The 25,019-nt window shown below is 65.1% G+C and carries 23 protein-coding genes; 11 read left to right on the plus strand and 12 right to left on the minus strand.

Annotated elements, in window-relative coordinates; translation table 11 throughout:
• Positions 1-21: 21 nt before the first annotated feature.
• Genes RY1_RS21980 through RY1_RS21995 form a run of 4 tightly spaced genes read right to left on the minus strand, consistent with a single transcriptional unit; the run spans position 22 to position 4,104 of the window.
• On the minus strand, positions 22-1,254 hold the full coding sequence (locus RY1_RS21980; protein WP_084727715.1) for an MFS transporter: 1,233 nt from the start codon (positions 1,252-1,254) through the stop codon (positions 22-24).
• Positions 1,251-2,222: an ABC transporter substrate-binding protein gene (locus RY1_RS21985; protein ID WP_072806181.1), complete on the minus strand. Its 972-nt coding sequence runs from the start codon at positions 2,220-2,222 to the stop codon at positions 1,251-1,253. The genes RY1_RS21980 and RY1_RS21985 overlap by 4 nt, the downstream gene beginning before the upstream one ends.
• Positions 2,219-3,025 carry an ABC transporter ATP-binding protein gene (locus RY1_RS21990; protein WP_072806182.1) on the minus strand — a complete coding sequence of 269 codons (807 nt, stop codon included), beginning with the start codon at positions 3,023-3,025 and terminating at the stop codon, positions 2,219-2,221. The genes RY1_RS21985 and RY1_RS21990 overlap by 4 nt, the downstream gene beginning before the upstream one ends.
• Complete coding sequence (locus RY1_RS21995; RefSeq protein ID WP_218019847.1) at positions 3,022-4,104, minus strand: FecCD family ABC transporter permease; 1,083 nt, start codon at positions 4,102-4,104, stop codon at positions 3,022-3,024. Before RY1_RS21995 ends, RY1_RS21990 begins: the two co-directional genes overlap by 4 nt.
• A gap of 166 nt (positions 4,105-4,270) precedes the next feature.
• Here RY1_RS21995 and RY1_RS22000 point away from each other — a divergent pair, with 166 nt between their 5' ends.
• On the plus strand, positions 4,271-4,573 hold the full coding sequence (locus tag RY1_RS22000) for a hypothetical protein (protein ID WP_072806183.1): 303 nt from the start codon (positions 4,271-4,273) through the stop codon (positions 4,571-4,573).
• Positions 4,574-4,641: 68 nt separating this feature from the next.
• Entirely contained in the window at positions 4,642-5,943 is a 1,302-nt protein-coding gene (locus RY1_RS22005) for a lipase family protein (protein ID WP_072806184.1), read from the plus strand.
• Positions 5,944-5,989: 46 nt separating this feature from the next.
• Here RY1_RS22005 and RY1_RS22010 read toward each other — a convergent pair whose 3' ends face one another.
• Positions 5,990-7,123 (minus strand): citrate/2-methylcitrate synthase, encoded by a 1,134-nt coding sequence (locus RY1_RS22010; protein ID WP_072806185.1) that lies wholly within the window; start codon positions 7,121-7,123, stop codon positions 5,990-5,992.
• Between the two features lie 88 nt (positions 7,124-7,211).
• On the opposite strand from RY1_RS22010, the gene RY1_RS22015 reads away from it, so the two are divergent.
• Positions 7,212-8,417 (plus strand): citrate synthase, encoded by a 1,206-nt coding sequence (locus RY1_RS22015; protein ID WP_072806186.1) that lies wholly within the window; start codon positions 7,212-7,214, stop codon positions 8,415-8,417.
• On the opposite strand, the gene RY1_RS22020 is transcribed toward RY1_RS22015, so the two are convergent.
• Positions 8,410-9,096 (minus strand): nucleoside/nucleotide kinase family protein, encoded by a 687-nt coding sequence (locus RY1_RS22020; RefSeq protein WP_072806289.1) that lies wholly within the window; start codon positions 9,094-9,096, stop codon positions 8,410-8,412. The genes RY1_RS22015 and RY1_RS22020 overlap by 8 nt on opposite strands.
• A gap of 8 nt (positions 9,097-9,104) precedes the next feature.
• Positions 9,105-9,914 carry a phosphotransferase gene (locus RY1_RS30200; protein WP_169914793.1) on the minus strand — a complete coding sequence of 270 codons (810 nt, stop codon included), beginning with the start codon at positions 9,912-9,914 and terminating at the stop codon, positions 9,105-9,107.
• Positions 9,915-10,001: 87 nt separating this feature from the next.
• Between RY1_RS30200 and RY1_RS30205 the strand changes: the two genes are divergently transcribed.
• Positions 10,002-10,625 carry a hypothetical protein gene (locus RY1_RS30205; RefSeq protein ID WP_072806187.1) on the plus strand — a complete coding sequence of 208 codons (624 nt, stop codon included), beginning with the start codon at positions 10,002-10,004 and terminating at the stop codon, positions 10,623-10,625.
• Positions 10,626-10,697: 72 nt separating this feature from the next.
• Here RY1_RS30205 and RY1_RS22035 read toward each other — a convergent pair whose 3' ends face one another.
• Positions 10,698-11,336: a TetR/AcrR family transcriptional regulator gene (locus RY1_RS22035; RefSeq protein ID WP_072806188.1), complete on the minus strand. Its 639-nt coding sequence runs from the start codon at positions 11,334-11,336 to the stop codon at positions 10,698-10,700.
• Positions 11,337-11,461: 125 nt separating this feature from the next.
• On the opposite strand from RY1_RS22035, the gene RY1_RS22040 reads away from it, so the two are divergent.
• The 7 genes from RY1_RS22040 (at position 11,462) to RY1_RS22070 (ending at position 20,906) form a co-directional block, all read left to right on the plus strand.
• Positions 11,462-12,103 carry an SRPBCC family protein gene (locus RY1_RS22040; protein ID WP_072806189.1) on the plus strand — a complete coding sequence of 214 codons (642 nt, stop codon included), beginning with the start codon at positions 11,462-11,464 and terminating at the stop codon, positions 12,101-12,103.
• Positions 12,104-12,325: 222 nt separating this feature from the next.
• On the plus strand, positions 12,326-13,660 hold the full coding sequence (locus RY1_RS22045; RefSeq protein ID WP_072806190.1) for an MFS transporter: 1,335 nt from the start codon (positions 12,326-12,328) through the stop codon (positions 13,658-13,660).
• Between the two features lie 8 nt (positions 13,661-13,668).
• Positions 13,669-15,753 (plus strand): hydantoinase/oxoprolinase family protein, encoded by a 2,085-nt coding sequence (locus RY1_RS22050; protein ID WP_072806191.1) that lies wholly within the window; start codon positions 13,669-13,671, stop codon positions 15,751-15,753.
• Positions 15,750-17,408 (plus strand): hydantoinase B/oxoprolinase family protein, encoded by a 1,659-nt coding sequence (locus RY1_RS22055; RefSeq protein ID WP_218019848.1) that lies wholly within the window; start codon positions 15,750-15,752, stop codon positions 17,406-17,408. The genes RY1_RS22050 and RY1_RS22055 overlap by 4 nt, the downstream gene beginning before the upstream one ends.
• Positions 17,405-18,211 (plus strand): VOC family protein, encoded by an 807-nt coding sequence (locus RY1_RS22060; protein WP_072806193.1) that lies wholly within the window; start codon positions 17,405-17,407, stop codon positions 18,209-18,211. Before RY1_RS22055 ends, RY1_RS22060 begins: the two co-directional genes overlap by 4 nt.
• Complete coding sequence (locus RY1_RS22065; RefSeq protein WP_072806194.1) at positions 18,208-19,698, plus strand: aldehyde dehydrogenase family protein; 1,491 nt, start codon at positions 18,208-18,210, stop codon at positions 19,696-19,698. The genes RY1_RS22060 and RY1_RS22065 overlap by 4 nt, the downstream gene beginning before the upstream one ends.
• On the plus strand, positions 19,686-20,906 hold the full coding sequence (locus tag RY1_RS22070) for an amidase (protein ID WP_072806195.1): 1,221 nt from the start codon (positions 19,686-19,688) through the stop codon (positions 20,904-20,906). Before RY1_RS22065 ends, RY1_RS22070 begins: the two co-directional genes overlap by 13 nt.
• Here RY1_RS22070 and RY1_RS22075 read toward each other — a convergent pair.
• The 4 genes from RY1_RS22075 to RY1_RS22090 all read right to left on the minus strand — a co-directional run bounded on the left by RY1_RS22075 (position 20,809) and on the right by RY1_RS22090 (position 25,005).
• On the minus strand, positions 20,809-21,666 hold the full coding sequence (locus RY1_RS22075) for a MurR/RpiR family transcriptional regulator (protein ID WP_072806196.1): 858 nt from the start codon (positions 21,664-21,666) through the stop codon (positions 20,809-20,811). The two genes, RY1_RS22070 and RY1_RS22075, sit on opposite strands and share 98 nt — an antisense overlap.
• 273 nt (positions 21,667-21,939) lie before the next feature.
• The gene (locus RY1_RS22080; protein WP_072806197.1) at positions 21,940-23,184 is read right to left on the minus strand and encodes a hypothetical protein; all 1,245 of its coding nucleotides are present in this window, start codon (positions 23,182-23,184) and stop codon (positions 21,940-21,942) included.
• Between the two features lie 3 nt (positions 23,185-23,187).
• Entirely contained in the window at positions 23,188-23,475 is a 288-nt protein-coding gene (locus RY1_RS22085; protein ID WP_072806198.1) for a hypothetical protein, read from the minus strand.
• An 87-nt stretch (positions 23,476-23,562) separates the two neighbouring features.
• Complete coding sequence (locus RY1_RS22090; RefSeq protein ID WP_072806199.1) at positions 23,563-25,005, minus strand: protein adenylyltransferase SelO; 1,443 nt, start codon at positions 25,003-25,005, stop codon at positions 23,563-23,565.
• Positions 25,006-25,019 lie beyond the last annotated feature (14 nt).

Raw genomic sequence — 25,019 nt, forward strand, 5'->3', positions numbered from 1 at the left:
CGTCGGCGAGACCTCGGCTCATCATGTGTCGAGTGGAAGTCGTGCGCTGGCGGTCCGTAGGGACGACAGGGCGGCACATGCAGCGTTGACCACGATGACGCCGACCGCCAGCGCCAGCGTCATGGGAACACCGACCGGCCCCACCACCGCCCCGGCGACGCCTGCGCCGACCGGTTGTCCGCCCCACGCCAGCATGCGTGCGGTGGTGTTGACCCGGCCCTGAAGCGCGTCGGGGGTCACGAGATGACGAACGGTGATGCCGTTGATGATCACCGTCGACGCTGCACATTGAAAGACCACCAGCGCAACCGCTCCCAGTACCGGTGACGTAGCCAGTATCCACACGCTGATGGCGCACGCCTGCACGAGCAGACCCGAGATAGCAATCGTTCCCGCCGTCGATCTCCGAGACAGGCGCGGTAGCAGCACGGTCGAGATCAACGTCCCGACCCCGAGGGCGGCGAAGAACAGGCCCAGTACGCCGCCGTTCTCGTCGACGCCGTATTGCTGGACAGCGGTGACGACGAGAAGCCCGGTCATGATGCCACCGGCAACGCTGTTGCCGGTGCCGATCAAGGTGAGCAACCGCACGAGCGTGTGCCCCCAGATGAAGCGCACTCCCTGGCCGATATCACGCCACAAGTGTGGTGGTTCCGTCCGCGCGGATGGTTCGGGTTCGCGCACCCAGCACAGGACGACGGCAGCCGCCGCGAAGGCGACGGCGTTGAGGGCCAGTGCGGCGAACGGCGACGACGCCGCGATGAGTACGCCGCCGAGCGCGGGCCCTGCCATGGTGATGACGGTCGCCATCGCGGTTTGCTGCCCCACAGCGTCGGCGAGGCGCTCCCGCGGCACCAACGAGGGCAGCAACCCGAAGCCTGCAGCGTCGAAGAACACCAGTGCGGCGGCGCTGACGAACGCCGCCACGAACACGTGTGTCGTCGTCAGGATCGCCGCTGAGTGGGCGACCGGTATCGACGCCACCGCAGCGCACGCGGCGACAGCGGTGACGACCATTGTCGGACGACGTCGCCACCGGTCGGCAACGGCACCGGCGAACAGCCCGAACACCAGGTACGGCGCCGACTCGACAGCGGCGAGAAGCGCAGTGGCCGACGCACTTCCAGTGGTTCGGTAGACGACGAGCGGAAGGGCGACCAGCGCGACGGCGGATCCGAACCAGGCGATGGTGCGTGCGAGCACCATCAGCCGGAACGTGGCCCCCAGCGCCGCCCGAGCGCTCGTCGGGGTCACCTGCTGAACACGTTGTCCGCCGCGCTCTCGACAGCATCGATGATCCGGACTCCGGCGGCCTGGAAGTCGGCTTCGTTCTGCGGGTACACCCGGAAGTTCTGCACTGCTGGTGAGTTGGCGAGCACAGCCGATATCTCCGTCACGGCAGCGGAGGCGTCCTTGTCGGATCCGGCGTACTGCACCAAGACGACGTCGGGTGCGGCGCTCAACGCAGCTTCGGGGGTGATCTCCGCGAAATTGCCGTCTATGTCGGCGAATTCGTTGTTCATCCCGAGCGCTTCGACGACCGCGCTGTAGTAGGAACCGCTCAGGGCATACAGCTTGCCGTCGAAGCTCTGGACGACCGCTGCCGACAGCTGAGCTGTGTCGGTGTTCGAAGCTCGTGCTGCGGCAACGCGACCGCGCAGCGAGGTCACGACCTCCGCTGCCTTGTCCGGGACGCCGTAGATGGCGCCGAGGTTCTCCACATCGGTGTAGACCGCGTCGATCGTAGTGGGTGCGGGACTGTTCGAGCAGTATTCACCGAGGACGTAGAGATTGCCGCTTGCTGTGTCCAGGTCGTCGGGGCCGGCCGAGCCCTGACCGCCGAGCTGTCCTTCGTCGTTGGACAGGAACAGATCAGGTGATGCTCCGATGAGAAATTCCCGTGAGGGCGCATAGTCGTCGGTGTTGGAGGTCAAGCCCGGAAACCTGTCGATTCCATCGAATACGTAGCTGCCGTTGGCATATCCGATTGCGCTGTCGGCGACGCCGAGCGCATCGAGGGTGGCGATGACACCTGGGGCTCCGAGAAGTGCACGCGAAGGCGGGGCGTCGTAGGTGTAGTCGACACCGCAACTGGTCACGGTCACCGGGTACGACCGGGTGCCGGTGTCGGCAGCAGTGGGCTGGGCCTGCCCGCTCGAACAGGCGGAGAGCAGGAGAACTGTTGCTGCGGCGGCAGTTCCTGTTCGTACGGCGATCCTCATGCTTGACTTCTTTCGATGTGGGTATCGGCGCGGTGCCGGTTGGCAGGGCCGAAATGGACGCAAGGTCGGCCGGAGAGCGGGTTGACGGCGACGACCGAATCGACGCCGTACACGCTGCGCAGCATCTCCGTCGTCAAGACTTCGGTAGGAGTTCCCTGTGCGACAAGGGCACCGGACTTCATGACGAACAAGGTGTCGCAGTATGCGGCGGCGAGGTCGATGTCGTGTAACGCGACCACGACGGTGGCGTCGGTTGCGGTGAGCAGTTCGAGAAGGTCGATCTGCGCCGAGATGTCGAGGTGGTTGGTCGGTTCGTCGAGAATCAATATCGGGGCTTGCTGGGCGAGCGCCCGGGCTACGAAGACGCGTTGGCGCTCGCCGCCGGACAGGGTCGAGATCTGACGGTCGACGAGGTGCGCGACGCCGGCTGCCATGACGGCGGTGTCCACCGCGGCGACATCGGCTGCGCCGAAGCGTCGCAGCCCGGTGTTGTGCGGGATGCGTCCGAGCTCGATGATCTCGCGGGCGGTGAACTCGAACTCCGGCGAATCATCTTGCAGTACAACCGCAGTCCTGATCGCTGATTCGCGGGCGCTGAGCCGGCGAAGGTCGTCGTCGCCCAGCACGATCGTTCCGCCGGTCGGCGTGAGGGCTCGATACAGCGTGCGCAGCAGCGTCGATTTTCCGCTGCCATTGGGTCCGAGGAGGCCGACCACCGAGCCTGATGCGGCATGAACAACGCCGTCGGTGAGGATCGCGGTGCCGTCGATGGCGACGACGACGCCGTCTGCGTCTAGTTTCATCGAGGCCTCGCCGTCCGCCCGGCGGTGACCAGCAGGTACAGGAAGAACGGTGCACCGATGGCCGAAGTGACCACACCGATGGGTAGTTCGGCGGGGGCGCGGAGCACGCGGGCCGCGATGTCGGACAAGGGCAGAAAACACGCGCCGAGCAGCGTTGCGGTGAGGACGACTCGGCGGTGATCGGCACCGACGAGTAGGCGCGCGATGTGGGGTACGACCAGGCCGACGAATCCGATGCCGCCGACTTCTGCGACGATGGCGCCGGTCAGTATCGACACCACGACCATCAGCGTCAGTTGGAATCGTGCGACGTCGATGCCGAGCGAGTAGCCGAGGTCGGTGCCGGATGCGAGTGCGTTCAGACGCGCACTGTTCCACAGCAGCCATGTCGTGGCCGCCGCGATGACGACCGCGGGCGTCAGCAGGCTCTCCCACGATGCACCCGCAATCGAACCCAGGCTCCAGAACAGTACGCGCTGCGACTGATTCGGTGTCGCGATGGTCTGGAAGTAGAACGTGAACGAGGAGACGAGGTACCCGACGGCGACACCTGCCAGCACGATTCGCGTCGGAGGCCACTGCCCACCTCGTCGGGCGAGGACGAACACGAGCGCAAACGCTAGGAGACCGCCGAGAAACGCGGCAGCGGACAGTGACACACCGCCGAGCGCCCCAGCGCCGAAGACGATGACGACGACGGCTCCCAAGCTTGCGCCCGGCACGATTCCGATCAAGTACGGGTCGCCCAGTGGGTTGCGCACGACAACCTGGATGACGACGCCCGCTATCGCAAGACCCGCGCCGACGACAACGGCGAGAATGGTTCGCGGGACGCGGACCTGCCAGATGATCTGGTCGCTGACCGGCGTCGACGACGACGCCCCCACCACGCCGAGATGCTGTCCGACCGAACTCCAGATGTCGCCGAGTCCGACGGTGACGGCGCCGATGCCGACCGACGCCGCTGCGATGACGACGACAGCGCAGCCCAACATCGCCAGCAGAACGCGAAAGCGTTGGGGCGAGGCGAAAGGCGGCGCGCCGGTGCTGCGTACCGCGGTGGCCGAAGGTTGCTTCATCAGAACGACGTCCCGTGTCTAGTTGTTAATGACAATCAGTGTCGATACTGTAGCGAACGGAACGCCGCGTTGACACCGTGGGTTTCGGAGTGATGTCGATCTCTCAGGATTGAATAGTCGTTATTCGGGGTAACAAGTGCGCGGACAAGGGGAGGAACCGAAAATCATGACAATCGACCAGGCCGCGCTGTGCGACAAAAGTATCCCGACGACTTTTCCCGTCGACGATCCCGCAGGAGACCCTCCACCGGTGCTGCTCGACGCGCGCCGCATGAAGAACTTTCTCGACGTATTCGGATTGGTGACGCTGTTCGCCGCAGCTGCTTTGTTCCTGAGCTTGCGAGATGCCGTGCTGGTCACGTCGGTAGTCGCTGCGGTCGTTCTGGCCGTTCGCGTGACGCGGTGGTCGATGATCTTTCACCGCGCGATCCGCGAAACCACGCAGTGCCCGCCCCATCCGCATGATTGAATCGGCGCACTCCTGGTTACTGTAACTCCAGGACGCGGACACTCGTGTTCGACAAACAGGAGTGTGCGATGAGCGTCGACAGAGAAACTGCAGGTAGCCCGTGGCAAGCCGAGGAATCACCGCGGCCGACGCGGGCGCTGCTGCCCGAGGACGACGCCTTCTACACCCCTCCTGCCGGCTTCGAGACAGCCGAGCCAGGGACGGTGCTGCGGCACCGCGAGGTCGAGGTGGCGCTGTACGGGTCGATCCCACAGCATGTCGACGCCTGGCAGCTGCTGTACCGCACGACCGATCTTCACGGCGCGCCGCAAGCCGGTGTGACGACCGTTCTCATGCAGCAGGGGCGCGTCGCGCAGGCACCTCGTCTGCTGTCGTATCAATGCGCCATCGATGCCGTTTCGTCGAAGTGCTTCCCGTCGTATGCACTGCAGCGCGGCGCGAAGGCGCTGGGCGCGGTCCCACAGTTCGAGTTCGTGCTCGTTCTCCACACACTGCGCCGCGGCTGGGTGGTGTCCATCCCGGATCACGAAGGCCCAGGCGGGCATTGGGGATCGCCACGTGAACCTGGCTTCTGCACCCTCGACGGAGTTCGAGCAGCGTTGCAGTTCGCACCGCTCGGGCTTTCCTACGACACACCGGTCGGCTTATGGGGATACTCGGGCGGCGGACTGGCCACATCGTGGGCGGCGGAGATGGCCCCGGAGTACGCGCCCGAGATCGAACTCGTCGGAGCAGCCCTCGGATCACCCGTCGGAGATCCCGCATCTGCGTTCACCAGGCTCAATGCCACACTGCATGCCGGGCTGCCGACGCTCGTCGTCGAAGGACTACGGCGTACCTACCCGGAGCTCGACCGTGTCGTGCGCGAGCACGTCAACGCCGACGGATTGGCCGTGCTCGAGTCGGTCGACGACCTCACCACCGTCGCCGCGGTCAGGAAACTCGCGAAACACGATCTCGACAACTACATCGACATCCCGCTCGCGGACCTGCTGGCGATGCCCGAGATTCTCGAAGTGTTCGAGGCAATTCAGCCGGGCCGCACCGCGCCCTCGGTGCCGATGCTCGTCGTCCAAGCTGTGCACGACCAGGTCATCGCCGTCGACGACGTCGACGGCCAGGTCGACCGCTACCTCGACAACGGGGTCCACGTCACCTACATCCGCGACCGTCTCAGCGAGCATCTGTCGTTGCACCCGCTGTCGGCGCCGCTGACCCTCGACTGGCTGGAGGACCGATTCGACGGCCGCGAGGACACGCCGTCGGGAATCACGACGGTCTGGTCGACGGCACTGTCCCCCAAGGCCGCTCGCGGTCTCCTTGCGCTGGCATGGTCGACGATCCTCGCCGTCTTCGCCCGCCGCCTCTGAACCAGCACCGCCTCTGCTTCAGCACTGCCTCAGATCCCGCAATTATCTACTGCTGCACCGGTAATGGCTGAGGGGCGGGCGGTCCGTCGTAACGCGCGATCGGCCGAATGATCTTGCTGTCGTGCGATTGCTCGACGATGTTGGCACACCACCCGACCATGCGACTGCACGCGAAGGTCGGGGTGAACATCGACCGCGGAATCCCACACAGCTCCATCAGGACTCCGGCGTAGTACTCGACGTTCGCATACAGCTTCCGGTCGGGTTTGAGATCCGCGAGCGCAGTGGCAACGATCTTCTCGACCTGGACGGCTTTGGCGATCAGCTCACCGCCGAGTTCCTGTGCAGTGTCGCGGAGCAACACCGACCGCGGATCCTCGGTCCGATACACCGGGTGACCGAAACCCATGATGCGTTCGCCCGCACTGATTTTCGATCGTGCCCACGAATCAGCGGCGTCGATGTCGGCGATCTGATCCAACCCGTCGAGAGCCCTGTCCGGTGCGCCTCCGTGCAGGGGCCCGGCGAAAGCGCCGATCGCCGCGCACACCGCGGACGTCACGTCCGATCCCGTCGAAGCGACCACCCTCGCGGTGAACGTGGATGCGTTGAAACCGTGGTCGATCGTGGCCGTGAGGTAGCGATCGACGGCCTTGGCGTGCGCGTCCTCGGGTACGTCGCCGGTGATCATGTACAGCCAATTCTGCGCTGTCGTCAGATCCGCACGCGGTTCGATCGGCTGCAGACCGGACCGGATGCGATGCACCGCAGCAAGAATGGTGGGAGTCATCGCGCACAGGCGGAGCGCGATCGCACGCTTGTCCGACTCCGCCGACTCGTACAGCGGCACCGGATCGACCAATCCGGACAGCACCGTCCGCAACGCGAACAGCGGTTGCTTCGGACCGGACTCGGCAACTGCCGCGACGGCCGCTCGCACCTCCTCCGGCAGCACCCGAAGGGGCGCCGCCGCGCGCAGGAACTCGCGTCGCTCCGCGTCGGTGGGCAGCGCACCCTCCACCATGAGGTACCACGCGTCCTCGAAGGTCAGATGCGTCGCGATGTCGATGGCCGAGTACTGCCGATAGTGGTAGAAACCCTCGTCGCCTCGCACGTCACCGATCGACGTAGCCGTGACAACGACGTTGTGCAGCCCCCGCGGGGCATCGAGAACGCTCATGACTGGACTCCTCTGCGCTGGTCACCCTCCACGATCCGCGTTAACATTGATTCTTGTCAATATTGATTGAATCAATACAAGGGGCGCCATGCCTGCACCGGACGGCCGGAATCTGCTCACCACCGCACAAGCAGCGGCGCGCCTGGGCGTCAAACCCGAAACGGTGTACGCCTACGTCAGCCGGGGACTGTTGATCAGCACGCGCCTGCCCGGGGTGCGGGGAAGCATCTTCGACGTCGAGGAGGTGGAATCGCTCGCAGGCCGCGACACCGCACGCCGCACCGACATCGGTGCCGTCGAGCGCATCCGGAGCCGGATCACGTTGCTCGACAACGACCGCCTCTACTACCGAGGACACGACGCAGTCGACCTCAGCACACGCTCGGTGGAATCCGTCGCCCACTTCGTATGGACGGGCGAGCTACTCGACGACGTCGCATTCACCGCCGATCCCGTTGTCGTACAACGATGTCGAGACGCCGCAGCACTGATGGCCGCGGACAGTCGGTCGATCGATCGGGTACGCATCGCCGTCGACATCGCCTCCACTCACCGGCCGATGCGGTTCGACATCGGATCGAAGTCGGTCGTCGGCGAAGCCGGGAATCTACTCGCGACGGTCGCCGCCGCCCTCGGCCCCGAGTCGTCGAAAACATCGGTAGCAGAACTCGTCTGGGATGCACTGAAGTCCAGCACATCGCATGCGGGCGGGCTGGTCGTGCTCCGGGCCGCGCTGATCCTGCTCGCCGATCACGGCCTTGCGGCGTCGACGCTCGCCGTCAGAGTCGCCGCAAGCACACGCGCGAACCTGCACGCCGTCCTGTCGGCGGGCATGGGGTGCATCGACGGCCCCCTCCACGGTTCCGCCGCCGAGCCGGCATATCGATTCCTGTCGGCCGCGCGTGAAGACCCGATCGCCGCCCTGGCCGGCCAGCTCAGATCCGGTGTTCCGGTCCCCGGATTCGGACACGTCATCTACACCGAACAGGATCCGCGGGCCCAGGAATTGCTTCGGCTGCTACGGAACCCGGACCTCGGCGCCGATCCCGCGGTGACCTCGGCTGCCGATATCGTGATCGAGGAGATGAGCGAGCGTTTCGAGACCTTTCCCAACTCCGATTTTGCACTCGCAGCGTTCACCTGCGCGTACGGGCTGCGGCCGGACGCCCCCGAGGCCCTGTTCGCGATCGCCCGGATCGTGGGTTGGACAGCGCACGCCATGGAAGAGTACGACGAAGAGCCCCTTCGCTTTCGGGTTCCAGGTATCTACACCGGAATCCGTCCGATCACCTGATCGGCTCGGAACGCACACGAACAGAGGGGTGTTCGATGTCGTCGTTGACGAAGACGATATCTGCTCGGACGGCCGGATCGACGTCCTCGACGTACATCTGCGACGCAGCGTGGTAGCGCTCTCGAAAGGCTGTGTCCGCCTTCTCCGTACCGCCGAACATCTCGGCATCTCGGGCCACTCCCCTGCGCCGAGCGACATCGAACGAGGTATCGACGAAAATTCTCACGTCCCAGAGGTCGGCAACCGAGGGTTTCTGCAGGAATGTGCCGTCGACGATCAGCACCGCCGTACTCGGCGCCGCAACATCCGGCTCGTCGACGGCAGTGTCCGACGCGAGATCGATCACCGCACGCCGGTAGCCGAGACTACCGCCGCGCCCCAGAGGCAACAGGACCCCGAGCGCGAGCGCCGTGAAATCGTAAGCATCCTCGTAATACCCGCGCGCAGAGCTGCGTCCCTGCCGGTAACGAATCGCGCGAGGATTGTGGAAGCCGTCCATGCTCAGCCGGATCGTGGTGCGTCCCAGCCGCGTCAACGCGTCGTTCAGATCGTGTGCGAGCGTGGTCTTTCCCGACGCTGTGATCCCATCGACCGCAACACGAACCGGATGTCCCGGCCTCACCCCGTCGATATGCTCGGCGACGAGCTCGACCGCATCCGCGCGAGGAAGCGTCTGCATGCTGATGTTCACCTGCCCTGAAATCGTGTACGAACGGCGTTCAGTATCTCCTCGCGCTGGTCTTCGATGTACTGCTGGTCGCGTCGGTAGATCTCGAGATGTCTGTCGGCCTCGGCGGCGTCGGGCGGATCCATCGACGGTCGGCGGGCAGTGATGGCGTTCCTCATCGCGCCGAGACGGTCGACGATCAGGTCCGGGAGTTGTTCGGCCCGCGGGTCGGGATAGAGCTCGAAAATGCGTGCCAGACGCCCGAACCGGTCGATGCCAGCCGGCCAGCCGCCGTCGTAGAGGTTCTCCGTACTGGTCAGCGGCGCGAATCGGTATGCGAAGTAAGCCAGGTCGTCGATGCGGCGGCCAGGCCCGGCCTCGTCGAAGTCGATCAACCCGGCCGCGCGGGTGCCGTCGAACACGAAGTTGTACGGCGCAGCGTCCCAATGGCAGATCACCTCGCCCGAGGCGCCGGGCACACTGTGGCGGGCATGCCCGTCGGGCATCAGGAAACCGGTGGTGAGATCGTGGAGCCGCCGCAGGATTGCAAGCGCGCTGTCCATGGCCGCGAGGCTCTGGACCGGCGCCTGCATCGGATAGTCGCCTGCGCGGCCTGCGATGTACGACAGCACCTCTCGCCCACTGTCATCGATTCCGAGGAACCGCGGGGCATTGCCGAACCCGGCGCCGGACAGGTGAACCAGCAGCGTGTGCACCGAATTCGAGTGGCGACCCATGACGCGGCGGACAGTGTCGCCGTCCACGTGCACCTTGTCCTCGGCGATGAGACCCTCCCTGTCTTCGCGTGACTGTGCAGAAGACTGCAGCACTGCGGCACAGAACGCAACGATTGCGGGCGAACCCGATGATCCAGGCTCGCCCACGGACATGTCGGTGCGGCAGCGCAGACTGGACCGGTGGCAGGAGACAGATGGGACCGGGCACTCGACGAGAACAGCCCTGGCGTGCGCAGAATCAACTATGCATTCGTGGACCAGTACTCGCCCGAATACGCCGCGATGGAGGCCGACGCGGCGCAGCGCGGTTCCGCAGAGCGCGAGCGCAAAGCCAAGCGACGCGATGTCCCCGGCTCGCGTAAGCCGCCGCCCGACCCCACCGGCCTGCGCAGCCGCCGTGCCGACGAACTCGAATTTCCCCTGGATGCGACTCGCACGGACACGATGCGTCTGTTCATCGGAGGGCTGGAGATCCACCGGACCGGGCTGCTGTTCTCCCTGATCGCTCGCGAGGACGGCAGTGCGGTCCCCTCGTTCATCGGTGAGCGAGTCAACCTGACGCATCGAATCCGGCCACCCCACCGCCATCGCATCTATCTGGGAGTCGTACTCCCGGACGGGCAGGTCGTCACCAACACCAAGAGCACTCCTGCGCTTGCACCGGAGGACGACGATCTCGACACTCCCTGGCTGTACGGCGGCACAAGTTACAGCACGAAGTGCGAGACGGGTGCGAGCTACTTCCTGAGTCCGTTGCCGAGTTCTACCGGCCGACTGACAGTCACGATCGCCTACCCGGAATAGGGGATCGACCGGTCGTCGTCCGTCGGTGTGAATCTCGAACTCTGACGGCTGCACACGCGCCGCACACCCTCCTCAGAGCGTTAACGTGATCGACTCGTCGGCGAAGAGGATGGCCGGGTCGAATCCCATGCCCGTGAAATGCCCGGCCAGTTCGAGAGACAGAATCCCGTGCAGTCGCGTCCAGAACGACAGACAACGACGCAGGACCGCCTCCGGTACCGCGTCGTCGCGCACCCAACCGCGATGACTCGCGAGGTGGACTTCGAAGGGCGTCACCGGCTGGTCGGCCGGTTGCGCGGAGAACGCCTCGATGAGCGCCGTCATGATCTCCGACGAGATACGGGTGGTGTCCGCGGGAGCGTGATAGCCGGGTACCGGCGTGCCGTAGACCAGGAAGTATCTCTGCGGGTCCTGTAGCGCCCATTCCCGCACCGCGTTGGCCAGCTCGGTCACGTCGGCACCACCGTCCAACGCGACCCGCATTGCATCGGCGAGGCTGCGGTACGCGTCGCGAATCAGTTCGGTGATCAGCTCGTCCCGACTGGCGAAGTACCGGTACAACCCCGGCCCGCTCATACCCACCTGCTTCGCAATTGCGTTGAGCGACAACCCCGATACCCCTGCGTTCGCGATCTGCTCCCACGCACGCTGTTTGATTTCGGCGCTGACATGTGCGCGGTATCGCTCCCGCGCAGTGCTGTCGACGACCATGGCCACCACCTCTCCGTCGAGTTAGAGGTTATCACTGCTGCGATTGACTATTTCTACAATTAGCTATAGCTTGTAACAAAAGAGAGCACCAGTCACTCATTCAACGAAAAAGGAGATCCACCACCATGTCCCACACCACCCGAACCGCGCTGCCACTACTCGCACTTGCCGGGGCACTCGCGCTGACCATCACCGCGTGCAGCACCGACGCCGTCGACACCCCCAGCAACCCGAGCTCGGAGTCCGTAGCGCCGGCCTCGCCGACCTGCCGAGACGAGGGCGTCGACGACGATGCCCAGATCCGATACAGCAGCGAAATTCTGATCGACGCACCGATCGAGGAGATCTGGAACCTGCAGACCGACGTCGCCGAGTGGCCGACGTGGCAGCAACCGGTGACCAGCATGAAACTTCTGGATTCGGGCCCGCTCGCGGAGGGGTCGCGGTTCCAGTGGACGACGCCAGCCCCCGCAACAGCAACCACTCCTGCGACGACCTTGACCATCACCTCCACAGTCGCACAGCTGCAGGAAGATTCGTGCATCCGATGGAGCGGGCCTGCACTCGGCGACGGCCTGAGCATCGACAACGGCGTCCACGTGTGGAACTTCAGCGAGGTCGACGGCGGAGTCCTGGTGCGCACGGAGGAGACGTGGACGGGTGCACAGGTCGACGCCGACGTACCCACCTCGACGATGTTCCTCGGAGCAGGCCTCGAAGCATGGCTGAACGACCTGAAGGCAACCGCCGAGGCAACCAACGCGTGAGCGCCCGGAATCGCCCCGACACTGCACCGATGCACCCACTTCCCTCACGTGCCCGATAGAGCGCTACGCCCGAGGAAACAATCGACCACATCTGCGTAATGCAGATTTTACTTGCAACAATCATTTCGCTGATGCATCATTTCTTGCATAGCTGGTTCAACGAGGAGCTTGCTCACAGACTGATCCCACGCACCATCTCGAACGCCCAAGAAAGGGCATCCCATGACAGCAACTTCGGCGCATCACGACAGTGGCACCGGCCACGACGCCACGCCAGAGCGCCCGTCCGGTTTGGGGCGCGTGATCGCAGCCTCGATGGCAGGAACATTCGTGGAGTGGTACGACTACGCCGTCTACGGCTACTTCGCCACCTACATCGCCTTCTCGTTCTTCTCCAGCGACGACTCGTCCGCCGCGCTGCTCCAGACATTCGCCGTCTTCGGTATCGCATTCGCCGCACGGCCGATCGGCGGTGCGTTCGCCGGCCACTTCGGGGACCGCATCGGACGCAAGAAGACACTGACCGTGCTGGTGCTGACGACGTCGGTCGCCACCGCCGCCATCGGGCTCATTCCGAACTACGACAACATCGGGCTCTGGGCACCTGTCCTGTTGGTGACCGCACGACTGGCCCAGGGATTGGCCGCCAGCGGCGAATATGCGGGCGCCGGGGCCCTCGTCACCGAATACGCTTCCCCGCGGTGGCGCGGTGCGCTCGGCGCAACCATCGAGTTGGCAACTCTGTTCGGCTTCCTCGCCGGCTCGCTCACCGCGACGATCCTGCAGTACACCATCGGTTCCGAGGCCCTGGAGAACGGTGCGTGGCGCGTTCCCTTCCTCGCAGCGTTGCCGCTCGGCCTGGTCGGGCTCTACATTCGCCTCAAGCTCGACGACAGCCCCGTGTTCAAGGCGCTGCAGAAAAGTGGCGACATCGCGAAAACCCCTCTCGTCGAACTCTTTCGCAACCCCGTGTACCTGCGTCAGATGTTGCGGATCATGGGCATCGGCGCAAGCGGCTTCGTGTCCTACTACACGATCCTCACCTTCTACCCTGCCTACGTCGGCAGTGAAGGTCTGCTGACGAAATCCCAAGCGTCACTGTGTACGACGCTCGTGCTGGGCTGGATGATCCTGATTCAGATTCCCGCGGGCGCGCTGTCGGACGTCATCGGCCGTCGTCGCCTCATGATGAGCGCTCAAGCCGCATTCATCGTCTTCTCCATCCCGCTCTTCCTGCTGATGATGCAGGGCGGATTCGCGGCAGTGTTCATCGCCCAACTGGGACTCGGCACGATCCTGGCCCTGGTACTGGGCGCGCAGACCGCCGCATATCAGGAGTTGTTCCCCACCCGGGTTCGTGTATCGGGAGTCTCCGTCGGGCAGGGCCTCACCGCCGCGATCTTCGGCGGCACGGCCAGCTACCTGGGCCTGTGGCTGACCCAGAAGTTCGATACCCCGATCGCCGCGGTCGTCTACATGTGCATCGTCGCGTGCCTCTCACTCTTCACCTGGTACATCAGCACCGAAACAGCGCGTAAGACGCTGGAACTGAAGTAAGGAATATCGTGTCTCTCTCTTCCACCGCACCAGGTCCGTTCCGCGTCGGAGTCGACGCAGGCGGAACCTTCACCGACATCTGCGCCATCGACGCAACAACCGGCCAGCTCTACACCCACAAGGTCTCGAGCACCCCCGCGGACCCGTCCAGCGCCGTCGTACAGGGCGTAGCCGAACTCCTGACCACCCTCGCCGGAACCGAGTGGGCCAAGCAGGTCGAATTCTTCGCCCACGGCAGCACCGTCGCCACCAACGCGCTGCTGGAGAAGAAGGGCGCGAAGACCGCACTGATCACCACCGCGGGATTCCGCGATCTGCTCGAGATCGCACGGCAGCGTCGACCGAGCCTGTACGACCTCACCGCACGCAAACCGGAAACACTCGTCAAACGTCGGCACCGATTCGAGGTGGACGAGAGACTCGACTACAACGGCAACACGCTGCGCGAACTCGACGAAGCCGAAGTGCGTTCCGTCGTCGAACATCTCGCCGAGCAGGACCTCGACGCCGTCGCCATCTGCTTCCTCTACAGCTACGTCGATCCCAAGAACGAGCAGTTCGTCGCCGACATCCTCGCCGAGATCGCACCTCACCTCTTCGTGAGCACCTCGCACGAGGTCATTCCCGAATTCCGTGAGTACGAACGCATGTCGACCACCGTCCTCAACAGCTACGTCGGCCCAGTCGTCAGCAAGTATCTCGAGAATCTGCGCAGCAAGGTCCAGGACCTGGGCATCGACACCGACGTCCACATCACCCAGAGCAACGGCGGAATCATCTCGCTCGAGACCGCCAAGAGCCAGCCTGCACGCATGATGCTGTCCGGCCCGAGTACCGGCCTGGTCGCGGCAACCCACATCGGCTCGCTCATCGGCGAACCGAACATGATCACCTTCGACATGGGCGGAACCTCCACCGACGCAGCCCTGATTCACGACGGCACACTCGATCTCGCCCAGGACAGTGAGGTCGACGGCTATCCGCTGCGCACCCCCATGCTCGACATCACGACGGTCGGCGCAGGCGGCGGCTCCATCGCATGGATCGACAGTGGCGGCGCACTGAAGGTCGGACCACAGAGTGCGGGCGCCGACCCCGGCCCTGCCTGCTACGGCCGTCAGGACGAGCACGCGTCGGTCACCGACGCCAACGTCGTCCTGCAGACGCAGAATCCGACGCACCTCCTCGGTGGCCGTCTGCCCATCGACGCCGAGGCATCTCGCACGGCTGTCGGTCGACTGGCCAGCACGCTCGGTCTCGACGTCGAATACGTCGCCGACGGCATCATCCGCATCGTCACCGCCAACATGGCCAAGGCAATTCGGGTGATCTCCGTCCAGCGTGGCCACGATCCACGCGACTACGTACTGACCGCATTCGGCGGAGCTGGCCCCCTGCACGCAGCCAGGCTGGCGCGTGAACTCTCGATACCCAAGATCATCGTCCCGCCCGCGCCCGGCGTCATGTGTGCCTACGGACTGATGGTGACGGATCTGCGTACGGATCTGTCGTTGACCAAGATCGTCGATCTTCACTCGTCCCGCCGCGGTGAGATCGAAGCAGCCGTGGACTATCTGACCACCGAGGCGACGCGCTGGTTCGAGCGCGAGGACATCGCCGTGCAGGACCGCCAGCTCTCCGTCACCGCCGACATGCGCTACGCGGGCCAGAACTACGAGATCTCGGTCGAGATGGACACCGACACCATCGACGACACCATGATCAACGCGATACTGGCCAAATTCGAAGCCGCACACCAAGCCTTGTACGGCTACACGGTTCCCGACGCCGTGGTGCAGGCAGTGACGTTCCGATCCGCCGCCACCGGCAAGGTCGTACAGGCCGCCACCCGGCCGGCCGAGACACTGGACGTCGACGCCTCGGGCGGGGTCGTCGGATCCCGGCCGGTCTACTTCGGCGCCGACGAGGGACGCGTCGACACCCCGATCTACGACCGTGCCGCACTCGTTGCTGGGCAACGGATCACCGGCCCGGCAGTGATCGAGCAAATGGATTCGACCACAGTGGTTCTGCCCGGCCAACACGCGCACATCGACGCATACGCCAACATCGTCATCGAGGAGAACAAGTGAGCGCACTGGACGCCATCACGCTGGAGGTGCTGGGAAGCGCACTGCAGTCGATCGTGGAGGAAATGGGCGAAACACTCATTCGTGCCGCCTATTCCACCAACATCAAGGAGCGACGCGACTGCTCGACCGCGTTGTTCGACCCCGCAGGCAACACCATCGTCCAGGCCGCGCACGTGCCGGTTCACCTGTCCTCGCTGATGGGTGTGGTCACCGAGGTCAGGGCGCGCTACCCGGAATCCGCTGTGCACGAGGGTGATGTCTTCATCGGCAACGATCCGTACACCGGCGGCGGCAGCCACCTGCCGGACATCGTCGTCGTCTCGCCTGTCTTCGCAGAGGGCGTGCTGATCGGCTGGGCAGCCAACACCGGTCACCATGCCGACTTCGTCGATCGCGGCACCAAGCACATCTTCCAGGAGGGTCTGCGCATTCCTCCGGTCCGCCTCTACATCGCGGGCGAAATCCAGTCCGACATATGGGATCTGATCCTGCTGAACTGCCAGGTCCCCGACGAACGCTTGAACGACGCCAGGGCACAGATCGCCGCCAACCGAGTCGGTATCACGCGAGTGCTCGAACTCTGCGCGCGGTACAGCACCGACACGTTCGCCGCGGCGGGCGCCGAGCTTCAGGACTACGCCGAACGCCAGACCCGCGCAGGCATCGCATCCTTGCCCGACGGGACGTACCGGTTCACCGACCGCTTCGACTGCGACGAGTTCGAGGGCGAGCTCGACATGGCCGTCGAGGTCACCGTCTCCGGTGACGAGATCTCGTTCGATTTCGCCGGCAATCCCGAGCAACTGCCGTGCAGCGTCAACATGATCTACACCGCGCTGCTGGCAACGGTGTACTACTCCGTCAAGACCATCGTCGATCCGACGATCCTGCCGAACTCGGGCATGTACCGCCCGATTCACGTCTCCGCTCCTGCCGGAACCATCGTCAACAGCGTCAGCCCTGCCGCAGTGAACCAGCGCTGCCAGACCACCCAGCGTGTGGTCGACCTCGTGTACGGGGCTCTGGCACAAGCCGTTCCCGAGCGTGTGACTGCAGCGTGCAACGGCGCGAACTCGTCCATCTCGCTCAGCGGAATCGATCCTCGCTCGGGCAAATACTACGTCTACCAGGAGACGCTCGGCGGCGGTTTCGGTGCGGCGCACGACCGCGACGGACTCGACGGCGTCCAGGTCCACATGACCAACACCAGCAACCTGCCGATCGAATCTCTCGAACAGGAATACCCCCTGTTCGTCGAAAAGTACGAGCTGGTCACCGATTCCGGAGGCAACGGTCGCTACCGCGGCGGCATGGCCATCAGGCGCGCACTGCGCACCGTCGACCACGACGCCGTACTCAAGATCACCACCACGCGCCGGCTCTCCCAGCCCTGGGGTCTCGACGGCGGCGGATCGGGACAGTCCGCGACCACCAGCGTCGCCCACGGCACGGTCACACCGGCCATGGGTGTGTGCGAGCTGGCCGACGGGAAATCCATCGAGATGATCACCCCGGGAGCAGGCGGTTACGGCTCCCCCGCGGACAGGTCACCTGCCTCGGTCGTCGAGGACTGGCTCGAGGGCCGCATCTCCACCGACACCGCGACCACGGTGCACGGGATTGCGGCTGCAGAACTTCAGGCGGTCGCGAAGTGATCGCATTCGACCACGTCACCCAGTTCGTCGACGACCGACACGCATCGGCGGGCACATTGCGCTCGGCCGGCCTGCATGCCGTCGAAGGTGGCAAGCACCAGGGGTTCGGTAGCGCAAACGATCTGTGCCACTTCGACCTCTTCTACATCGAGATGCTCGAGATCATCGACCGCGAGGAGGCCGCGAACAGCGGATCCGAGGTCTGCCGCTATGCCGTCGACTTCCTGACCGGCGGTGAGGGTCTCGCAACGCTCGCCTTCGAGACCGATGACCTGACGGCAGTGCGAGAGCGACTGATCGAGCACGGGTTCACGGTCGCAGAGCCGGTGTCCATGCAACGTGTGCACGACGACGGGTTCGTCTCGCACTCGAAGATCATCTACCCCGAGTCGAGCGACCTGGACATCATCGCGCCGATCGTGATCGAGCGATCTGCCACCGCGGATCAACGACGTGACTCACTGCGCTCGGTCGGCGTTGTCGCCGACCATCCGCTCGGGGAGATCGCCGTCGAGTTCATCGGAGTGGCCGTCCGGGATGCGCTTGCCAGTGCCGCTACGATCGGCGCTGCGTACGGCGTGTCGTTCGATACCGACCTGCGGCACGAGGGAACCGATCGCTACGCCGACGTCCAACTCGATCGAGCACGGCTGCGCTTCGTCGAACCCACGACCGATGACGGCGCCGCCGCCGCGCGGCTCGCCGCCCGAGGCCCCGGCCCGTTCTGCATCGGAGTGAAGACAACCGATGCAACGGTCGAGACGTTGAACCGGATCGATGGAATCGGCTGGTGCGCAGCATGACCGCTCAGTTGGATGCCCCGGACCTTCAGCGGGCGTTGGCACTGGCAACCGTCATCGATACCCGCCTCTACATCGGTGGCCGGTACGTCGCCCCTGCTCGATCCGAGACGATCGAGGTGCTCGACCCCGCCACCGCGTCGGTGATCGCCACGGTCTCGGCGGCGACCGCACCCGATATCGATGCCGCGGTTCACGCTGCGCGCGAGGCGTTCCGCGGCCCCTGGTCTCGGTTGACACCGAGTGCACGCGCGACCCTGCTGCGCCGGCTCGCCGACCGCCTCGAAGCGGCCGCGGAGGACTTCGCCCTCGTCGAGAGCCTCGACAACGGCAAGCCACTCGCGCTCGCCCGCGGCGACATCGCTGCGTCGATCGAGGTATTCCGGTACTACGCGGGATGGGCCGACAAGATCGACGGCCGCTCGGTCACCCCGTCGACGATGACCGGGTGGCAGGGCTACACCCGGAAGAAGCCCATCGGTGTTGTCGGCCAGATCATTCCATGGAACTTTCCGTTGAACATGGCGTCGTGGAAATTGGCTCCGGCGCTGGCCACCGGAAATACGGTCGTCCTCAAGCCGTCGGAACTCACTCCCCTGACGGCGCTGATGCTTGCCGGGCTCGTCGACGAGTGCGGTTTCCCTCCCGGCGTCGTCAACATCGTCCCGGGATACGGCGCTGGAGCCGGTGCGGCGCTCGCACAGCATCCGGGCGTCGACAAGATCGCGTTCACGGGGTCCGTCGAGACGGGCCGTTCGATCGGCCATGCCGCCGTCGACTCGATGAAACGCGTCAGCCTCGAACTCGGAGGTAAATCTCCGACGATCGTGCTTCCCGACGCTGACGTCGAATCTGCAATAGCCGGTGTGTGCCATGCGATCTTCACCAATCAGGGCGAGGTGTGCACCGCGGGTTCGCGCGCCTTCGTACACGAAAAGCTCTACGACCGCGTGCTCGCGGGCATCATCGCTCGAATCGAGTCCATCACCGTCGGTGGCGGGCTCGCACCGGGGACCGAGATGGGCCCGTTGATCAGTGCCGCCCAACGAGACAAGGTCGACGGGTTCGTCGAGCGGGCTCGCACCGGAGGTGCAACCGTGTACTCGGGTGCGACGCCGTCCGACTCGGCAGGATTCTTCTACCCACCGACCGTCGTCGCCGATGTTGCACGCACGTCGGAGATCGCGACGCAGGAGGTATTCGGGCCGGTTCTCGTGGTGCATCGGTACACCGACGCCGACGACGTAGCCGCGTGGGCCAACGACTCGGAATTCGGTTTGGCTGCCGGAATTTTCGGACGCGACATCTCGGCGATCATGACACTGGCCGACAGGCTCGACGCCGGTAGCGTGTGGGTGAACGGGTACCACGGAGTCGACCCGACGATGCCGTTCGGTGGGTTCAAGTCCTCGGGCTGGGGACGCGAGCTCGGTCCCGATGCCCTCGATCTGTACACCGAGACCACCGCCGTGAACGTATGCCTGGGCTGACCGGTTCACTCGACGCATTGAGTGCGTGGACCCCTGCCCGGGTGCGCGACACCGAGCGTGACCTGTTCGTGAAAGAGAACATCGAGGTTGCCGGCCAGCCGTTTTCGGCTGGTTCGGCGACCCGAGCGGGTATCCGCGGCGGCGCGGATGCCGAGTGCGTCGCGGCGGCGAAAGCCGCGGGCTTCAGGGTCATCGGGACGACGCGGTGCGACGAGTTCGCCTACGGCTGCACCGGCGAGACCAACAGCGCAGGCCCGTGCCGAAATCCGCATGATCTCACCCGGATCGCCGGCGGTTCCAGTAGCGGCAGTGCCGCCGCTGTGGCCGCCGGGCTGTCCCGGTTCGCGCTCGGCACCGACACCGGTGGTTCGGTGCGCATCCCGGCGGCGCTGTGCGGAGTCTTCGGCTTCAAGCCCTCGTACGGATCCATCGGTACCAGTGGGGTTGTGCCACTGTCGTTCTCGTTGGACCATGTCGGCATCATCGCCGATTCGTTCGACGCGCTCCTGGCGTTGTGGGGTGCCTACGCACCGTACGTGGACGGCCCACCGGTTCGGGTGGGACTCGCCGCGGAAGCGGAAGCATACGAGAGCGACGATGTGGTCGGTGCCGCGTGGGCATCCGTCGTGGATACCCTCTCGCCCAACGGCACTGCGCCGATACCCGGATGGCACGAGGCCGCCGTCGCGGGCCGGATGATCCAGGGTTACGAGGCGCGCGCGGCGCACGGGCACACACTCGTCTCGTCGGCGACGTTGCTGCACCCCGACGTCCGGGCGCGACTGTCTGCGGCGTCGAACATCACCGAAGGTCAGTACAGACGGGCCGTCGACTCGATGGTCGAGTGCCGCGGGGTCGCCGCAACGCAGTTCTCCGACGTCGATGTCGTTGTCCTCCCGACGGTCCCGATCCAGGCTCCCCTCATCGGTGATCGGAGCCTCGACGTCCGCGAGCTACTGCTCAGGAACACCCGCGCAGCCAATTTCTCCGGACTGCCCGCCCTGAGCATCCCTGTCCCCAGCGCCGGCTTGCCTGTCGGGCTTCAGGTCATCGGCCCCAGCAACGACATCGTGTTGCGGGCAGGCGCGCAGATCGTACGGGCGCTCGAGGTCACTCCTGGTGGAATACCCGTGCGCGAGTCCAATGCCGTTCGAGCGCAGACAGTTCCGATTCCGACCGATCGGGCCGCACAAGACTGCACGCAGTGACCAATGCATTGACCACCGAGGTGACGGTCGTGGTCGATTGGAAGAATTCGGATCTGTTGGTAGCAACGACGAGAGCGAGGTCCGAGCGTGTTGCCGTCGGACTCAGAACGTCGTCGGTGATGGCGATGCGGCCCATCTTCATTTCCTGCGCCAAGTCCACCGCTGCCACCGTCTGCGCGTTGTAGCGCCGCAAAGCAACGCTGACGACGACATCCCGCTCGTCGCCGTCGTGCAGATCCAGCGATGCGTCCGAGCCGGGCCCCTCGATGGTCCTGGCGTCGATGCCGATCATCCGCAGCCCGGATCGGAGCAATTGGGCGGCGGGAAACGACATCAGATTCCCGACGGTGTACACCCGCCGGGCATCGGTCAGAAGTTGGACCGCGGAATCGAACTGATCGGCGGCCACAGTGCTCACCGACCGGTGCAACGCTTCGGCGTCGTCGGTGAGATAGCTGCGCAGAATCGAATCACCTGCAGTGGATCCGACGGTGGACGCGAATCTGCTGACCGTCGTCACCTCGTTCTTCAGCATCACCTGCAGCGCGCGCCTCATGTCCGGATATCCCGAATATCCGAGCGTCTGCGCGAAGCGGACGACAGTCGCCTCGCTGACACCGACGTTGTCGGCGAGGCTCGACGCCGTCAGCAGGCCCGCAGCGTTCTGCTGGTCGGTGACGTATTCGGCCACGCGCCGAAACCCACGAGAGAAGGTCGACGCGCGTTCACGGATACGGCTGTCCAGACTGGCGTCGCTCATCGCGCCGACCCCCCGATATGCAGACCTTTCTTACGCCTCATGCAAGAAAGCATACCGACATCGAGGGAGACGGCGCATGACCGAGTTACCCGGCGCTGCCACTACCGAAGAGCTCGGCGAGGTCAGCCAGCGGATCCGGCGCAGGCTCGGCGATGGTGACGATCGGCGACGCCCTTCGTCGAGTGTAGGAATATCCGAAATGTCAGCATCTCGCACAACGGACTTCGATGGCAGCCGGTTCGCCGTGCCTGCCGCAGTTTCCATGGTTCGTGCTCACTGTCGTAGCCCTGCATCTCGCCGCCGCAGCAGCACGAGCGCCCCGGCTGCTGCGGCGACCGAGAGAATCGCGGTCGCGGTCGACGTCCATTCCCAGCCACTGGGCCAGCGCGTCGGCTCGACGGTGGTGAGCGGGGTGTAGGCCGTCCAACCGAATTGGGCGACGATGGGGACCGATACCACGATCGGCGTGGTCACCGAGATTGTCGCAGCGGGTACATCGGTCGGCAACAGGGACGCGAAGACGAGCCCGACGGCGAAAGGCAGCAGCAAGAGGTGGGCGGTCGATTCGATCCCGTTGGTGAACAGTCCCGCCGCGGCCACCACCGCTAGCAGCGCGAAACCCACCAAGGGAACCGGCCACCTGCACCCGATCACCGTGCCCGCCACCAGCATTGCCGAGAACACGACAGCGGCAACGGTCCCCGACGACGCTGACGACACCGACCCAGTCGACACCACTGCCGCGTACGCCAGCGCAGCCAGCACCACCGCACCCGTCGCGGCGCGGAGTGCAAAGGCGGCACCGACGAGCAGCGGTACGACTGCAAGACCGAGCAGCCACCGACTCCCCATCGCTCCGTTGGAACCCAGCGAGGACACCGACCGTACGAACAGCCAATACAGCACCAACCCCGCGACCGGAACCGCCGCGCCCACCACCAGCGCTCGCGCGCTCCCACGCGCCGGCTCGGACGCGTTGTCGAACACCGAAGCCCACACCGACGCCACCAGCAGAAGTGCAAGCACACCCAGTAGGACCAGGAGGTATGTCCGAGGCGAGGACGCCATGTAGTCCCGATACCGGTAAGGAACGTGCTCGAGCGGACCCAGCATGACAAACGCCGACATCACTCCGACTACGAGGGCGCACTGCAACAACCGCCGCGCTGGGCCGACTGCGAGTGCAGCGCTGCCACCGAGGATCAGTCCCGCCGCGAGCCCACGCAGATGCAATTGAACCGGCGAATGCACCAGGGTTGCCACCGCGAGCACCGCGATACCGATTCCGCTGGCAATGAACGCCGTTCGGTTGTTCCGGCTCTTGACGGACACGAGCACGGCGACTATCGCACCGAGCGCCGCTGCCGACGCCGCACTGTCGAAGAACACATCGAGCCGATAGCCGCCGAGCATCGGCGCGTGATTGCGCGAGGTCGTCGTCGACAGGGTCAACGCGGCGACGAAGGCCCCGGTGAGAATCGTGACCAGCGCGCATACGCGTCGGGCATGGGGTAGCACCGACTACCCGCTCCAACCCCAGTTGTACGGGTTGAACACGACTCGGTACCAGACGTCAGTGTCGGGAACGTTGGTGCACGGCACGATGATGATCGACTGCGAAGACTGCTCGAGCGACTGCGCCTTGCTGCAGAAGTACTGTCCGCCTTCACCGGAGTTCTCTGATCGGTAGACCGGCCCGTAGTGCCACTGGTCGGCGCTCGCCGTCGTGGCACCGACACCTGCGCCCACCACGATCGGCAACGCCATGACTCCGGTGAGCACTGCAATGCGTCGGCTCGTTCGTTTCATGAAGTCACGCCTTTCGTCGGTGGAGCTCGTACGACACTCGTCGGGATCCGAGCGCGGAGCGTTACCGAACGGTATCGAGGTGAGGTTTCATGTCCCACAGAAGGTTCGGAAGCCCTCGGCGAACTCCACCGGCGCAGGCTCGGCGTACTTCGACAATCCTTCGCGGCGGACGAACGGATGGGTCACCACATCCAGCAGCTCGTGGAACGGTGCGAGGTCACCGGCTGTCGCAGCCCGAAGTGCCGCGTCGACCAGGTGATTGCGCGGGATGTACAGGGGATTGACGCGGTCCATGGCGTCGGCGATCACCGAGGGTTCACCGCTGAGCACAGCCTTCCATCGCTCGATCCACGGCTCGAAGCCGTCGAGTGTGGTTGGTTGTCCGCGCAATTGCGCGGCAAGGGCGCGGAAGGTGTTGGTCCAGTCGGAACCGTGCTGCTGCATCAGGGCGAACAGGTCGTCGACCAGTGCGCTGTCCGGCGCACCGGATAGGCCGAGCTTGGCCGCCAGACCCGCCGAGTAGTACCGGCCGTAGCGCTCGGAGAAGCTGTCGAGCACGGCCGACACCGCGGCGATCGCGTCGTTCGGATCGGGAGCGACGAGCCGGAGCAGCGTTTCGCCGAACCGCGCCAGATTCCAGTGCAGCACCGGTGGCTGATTGCCGTACGCGTAACGGCCACCCTGGTCGATCGAGCTGAACACTGCGTTCGGGTCGAATGCGTCGAGGAATGCGCACGGGCCGTAGTCGATGGTCTGCCCGGAGATGGTGGTGTTGTCTGTGTTCATCACTCCGTGCACGAAACCCGTCAGCATCCACTGGGCCACCAATGACGCTTGAGCATCGACGACCGCTTCGTAGAACGCCAGGTAGCGGTCGGGACGGTCCAGAAGCTGTGGGTAGTGGCGGGCGATCGCATAGTCTGCGAGAGGCTGCACCAGACCGTCGCGTCGAGCTGCGAACTCGAAGGTGCCCACGCGGAGGTGGCTTGCGGCGACGCGGGCGAGGACAGCTCCTGGTTCGGGGCCCTCGCGCAGCACGTAGGTGCCGGTCGCGGTGACCGCCAGAGACCGGGTCGTGGGGATACCGAGCGCGTACATGGCCTCGCTGATGAGGTACTCCCGCAGCATCGGGCCGACGACGGCGTACCCATCCCCGCCGCGTGAGAACGGCGTCGGGCCGGAGCCCTTCAGATGCAGATCGACCCTGCTGCCGGCGGCATCGACCAGCTCACCGAGCAGAAGCGCGCGGCCGTCGCCGAGTCGGGGTGCGTAACCGCCGAACTGGTGGCCTGCGTACGCCATGGCCACCGGCTTCGCACCGGCCGGCGCCGTCGATCCCGCCAATATCTCGGGGGAATCCCGCAGGTCGTCGACGTTCAGACCGAGCGAGGACGCCAGCTGCTCGTTGAGCACGAGCACTCTCGGTGCGGGAGCAGACGCGCCCTGCCAGGGCACCGTCAGCCCTTCCACCTCGTCGGCGAACGTGCTCTCCAACCCCGCGAGCAACGAGGACTGTGTATCTGCGGCCATGACCGAGGGTAACC

The organism is Rhodococcus yunnanensis NBRC 103083 (assembly GCF_001895005.1).
In the GTDB taxonomy this organism is placed as follows: Bacteria; Actinomycetota; Actinomycetes; order Mycobacteriales; family Mycobacteriaceae; genus Rhodococcoides; species Rhodococcoides yunnanense.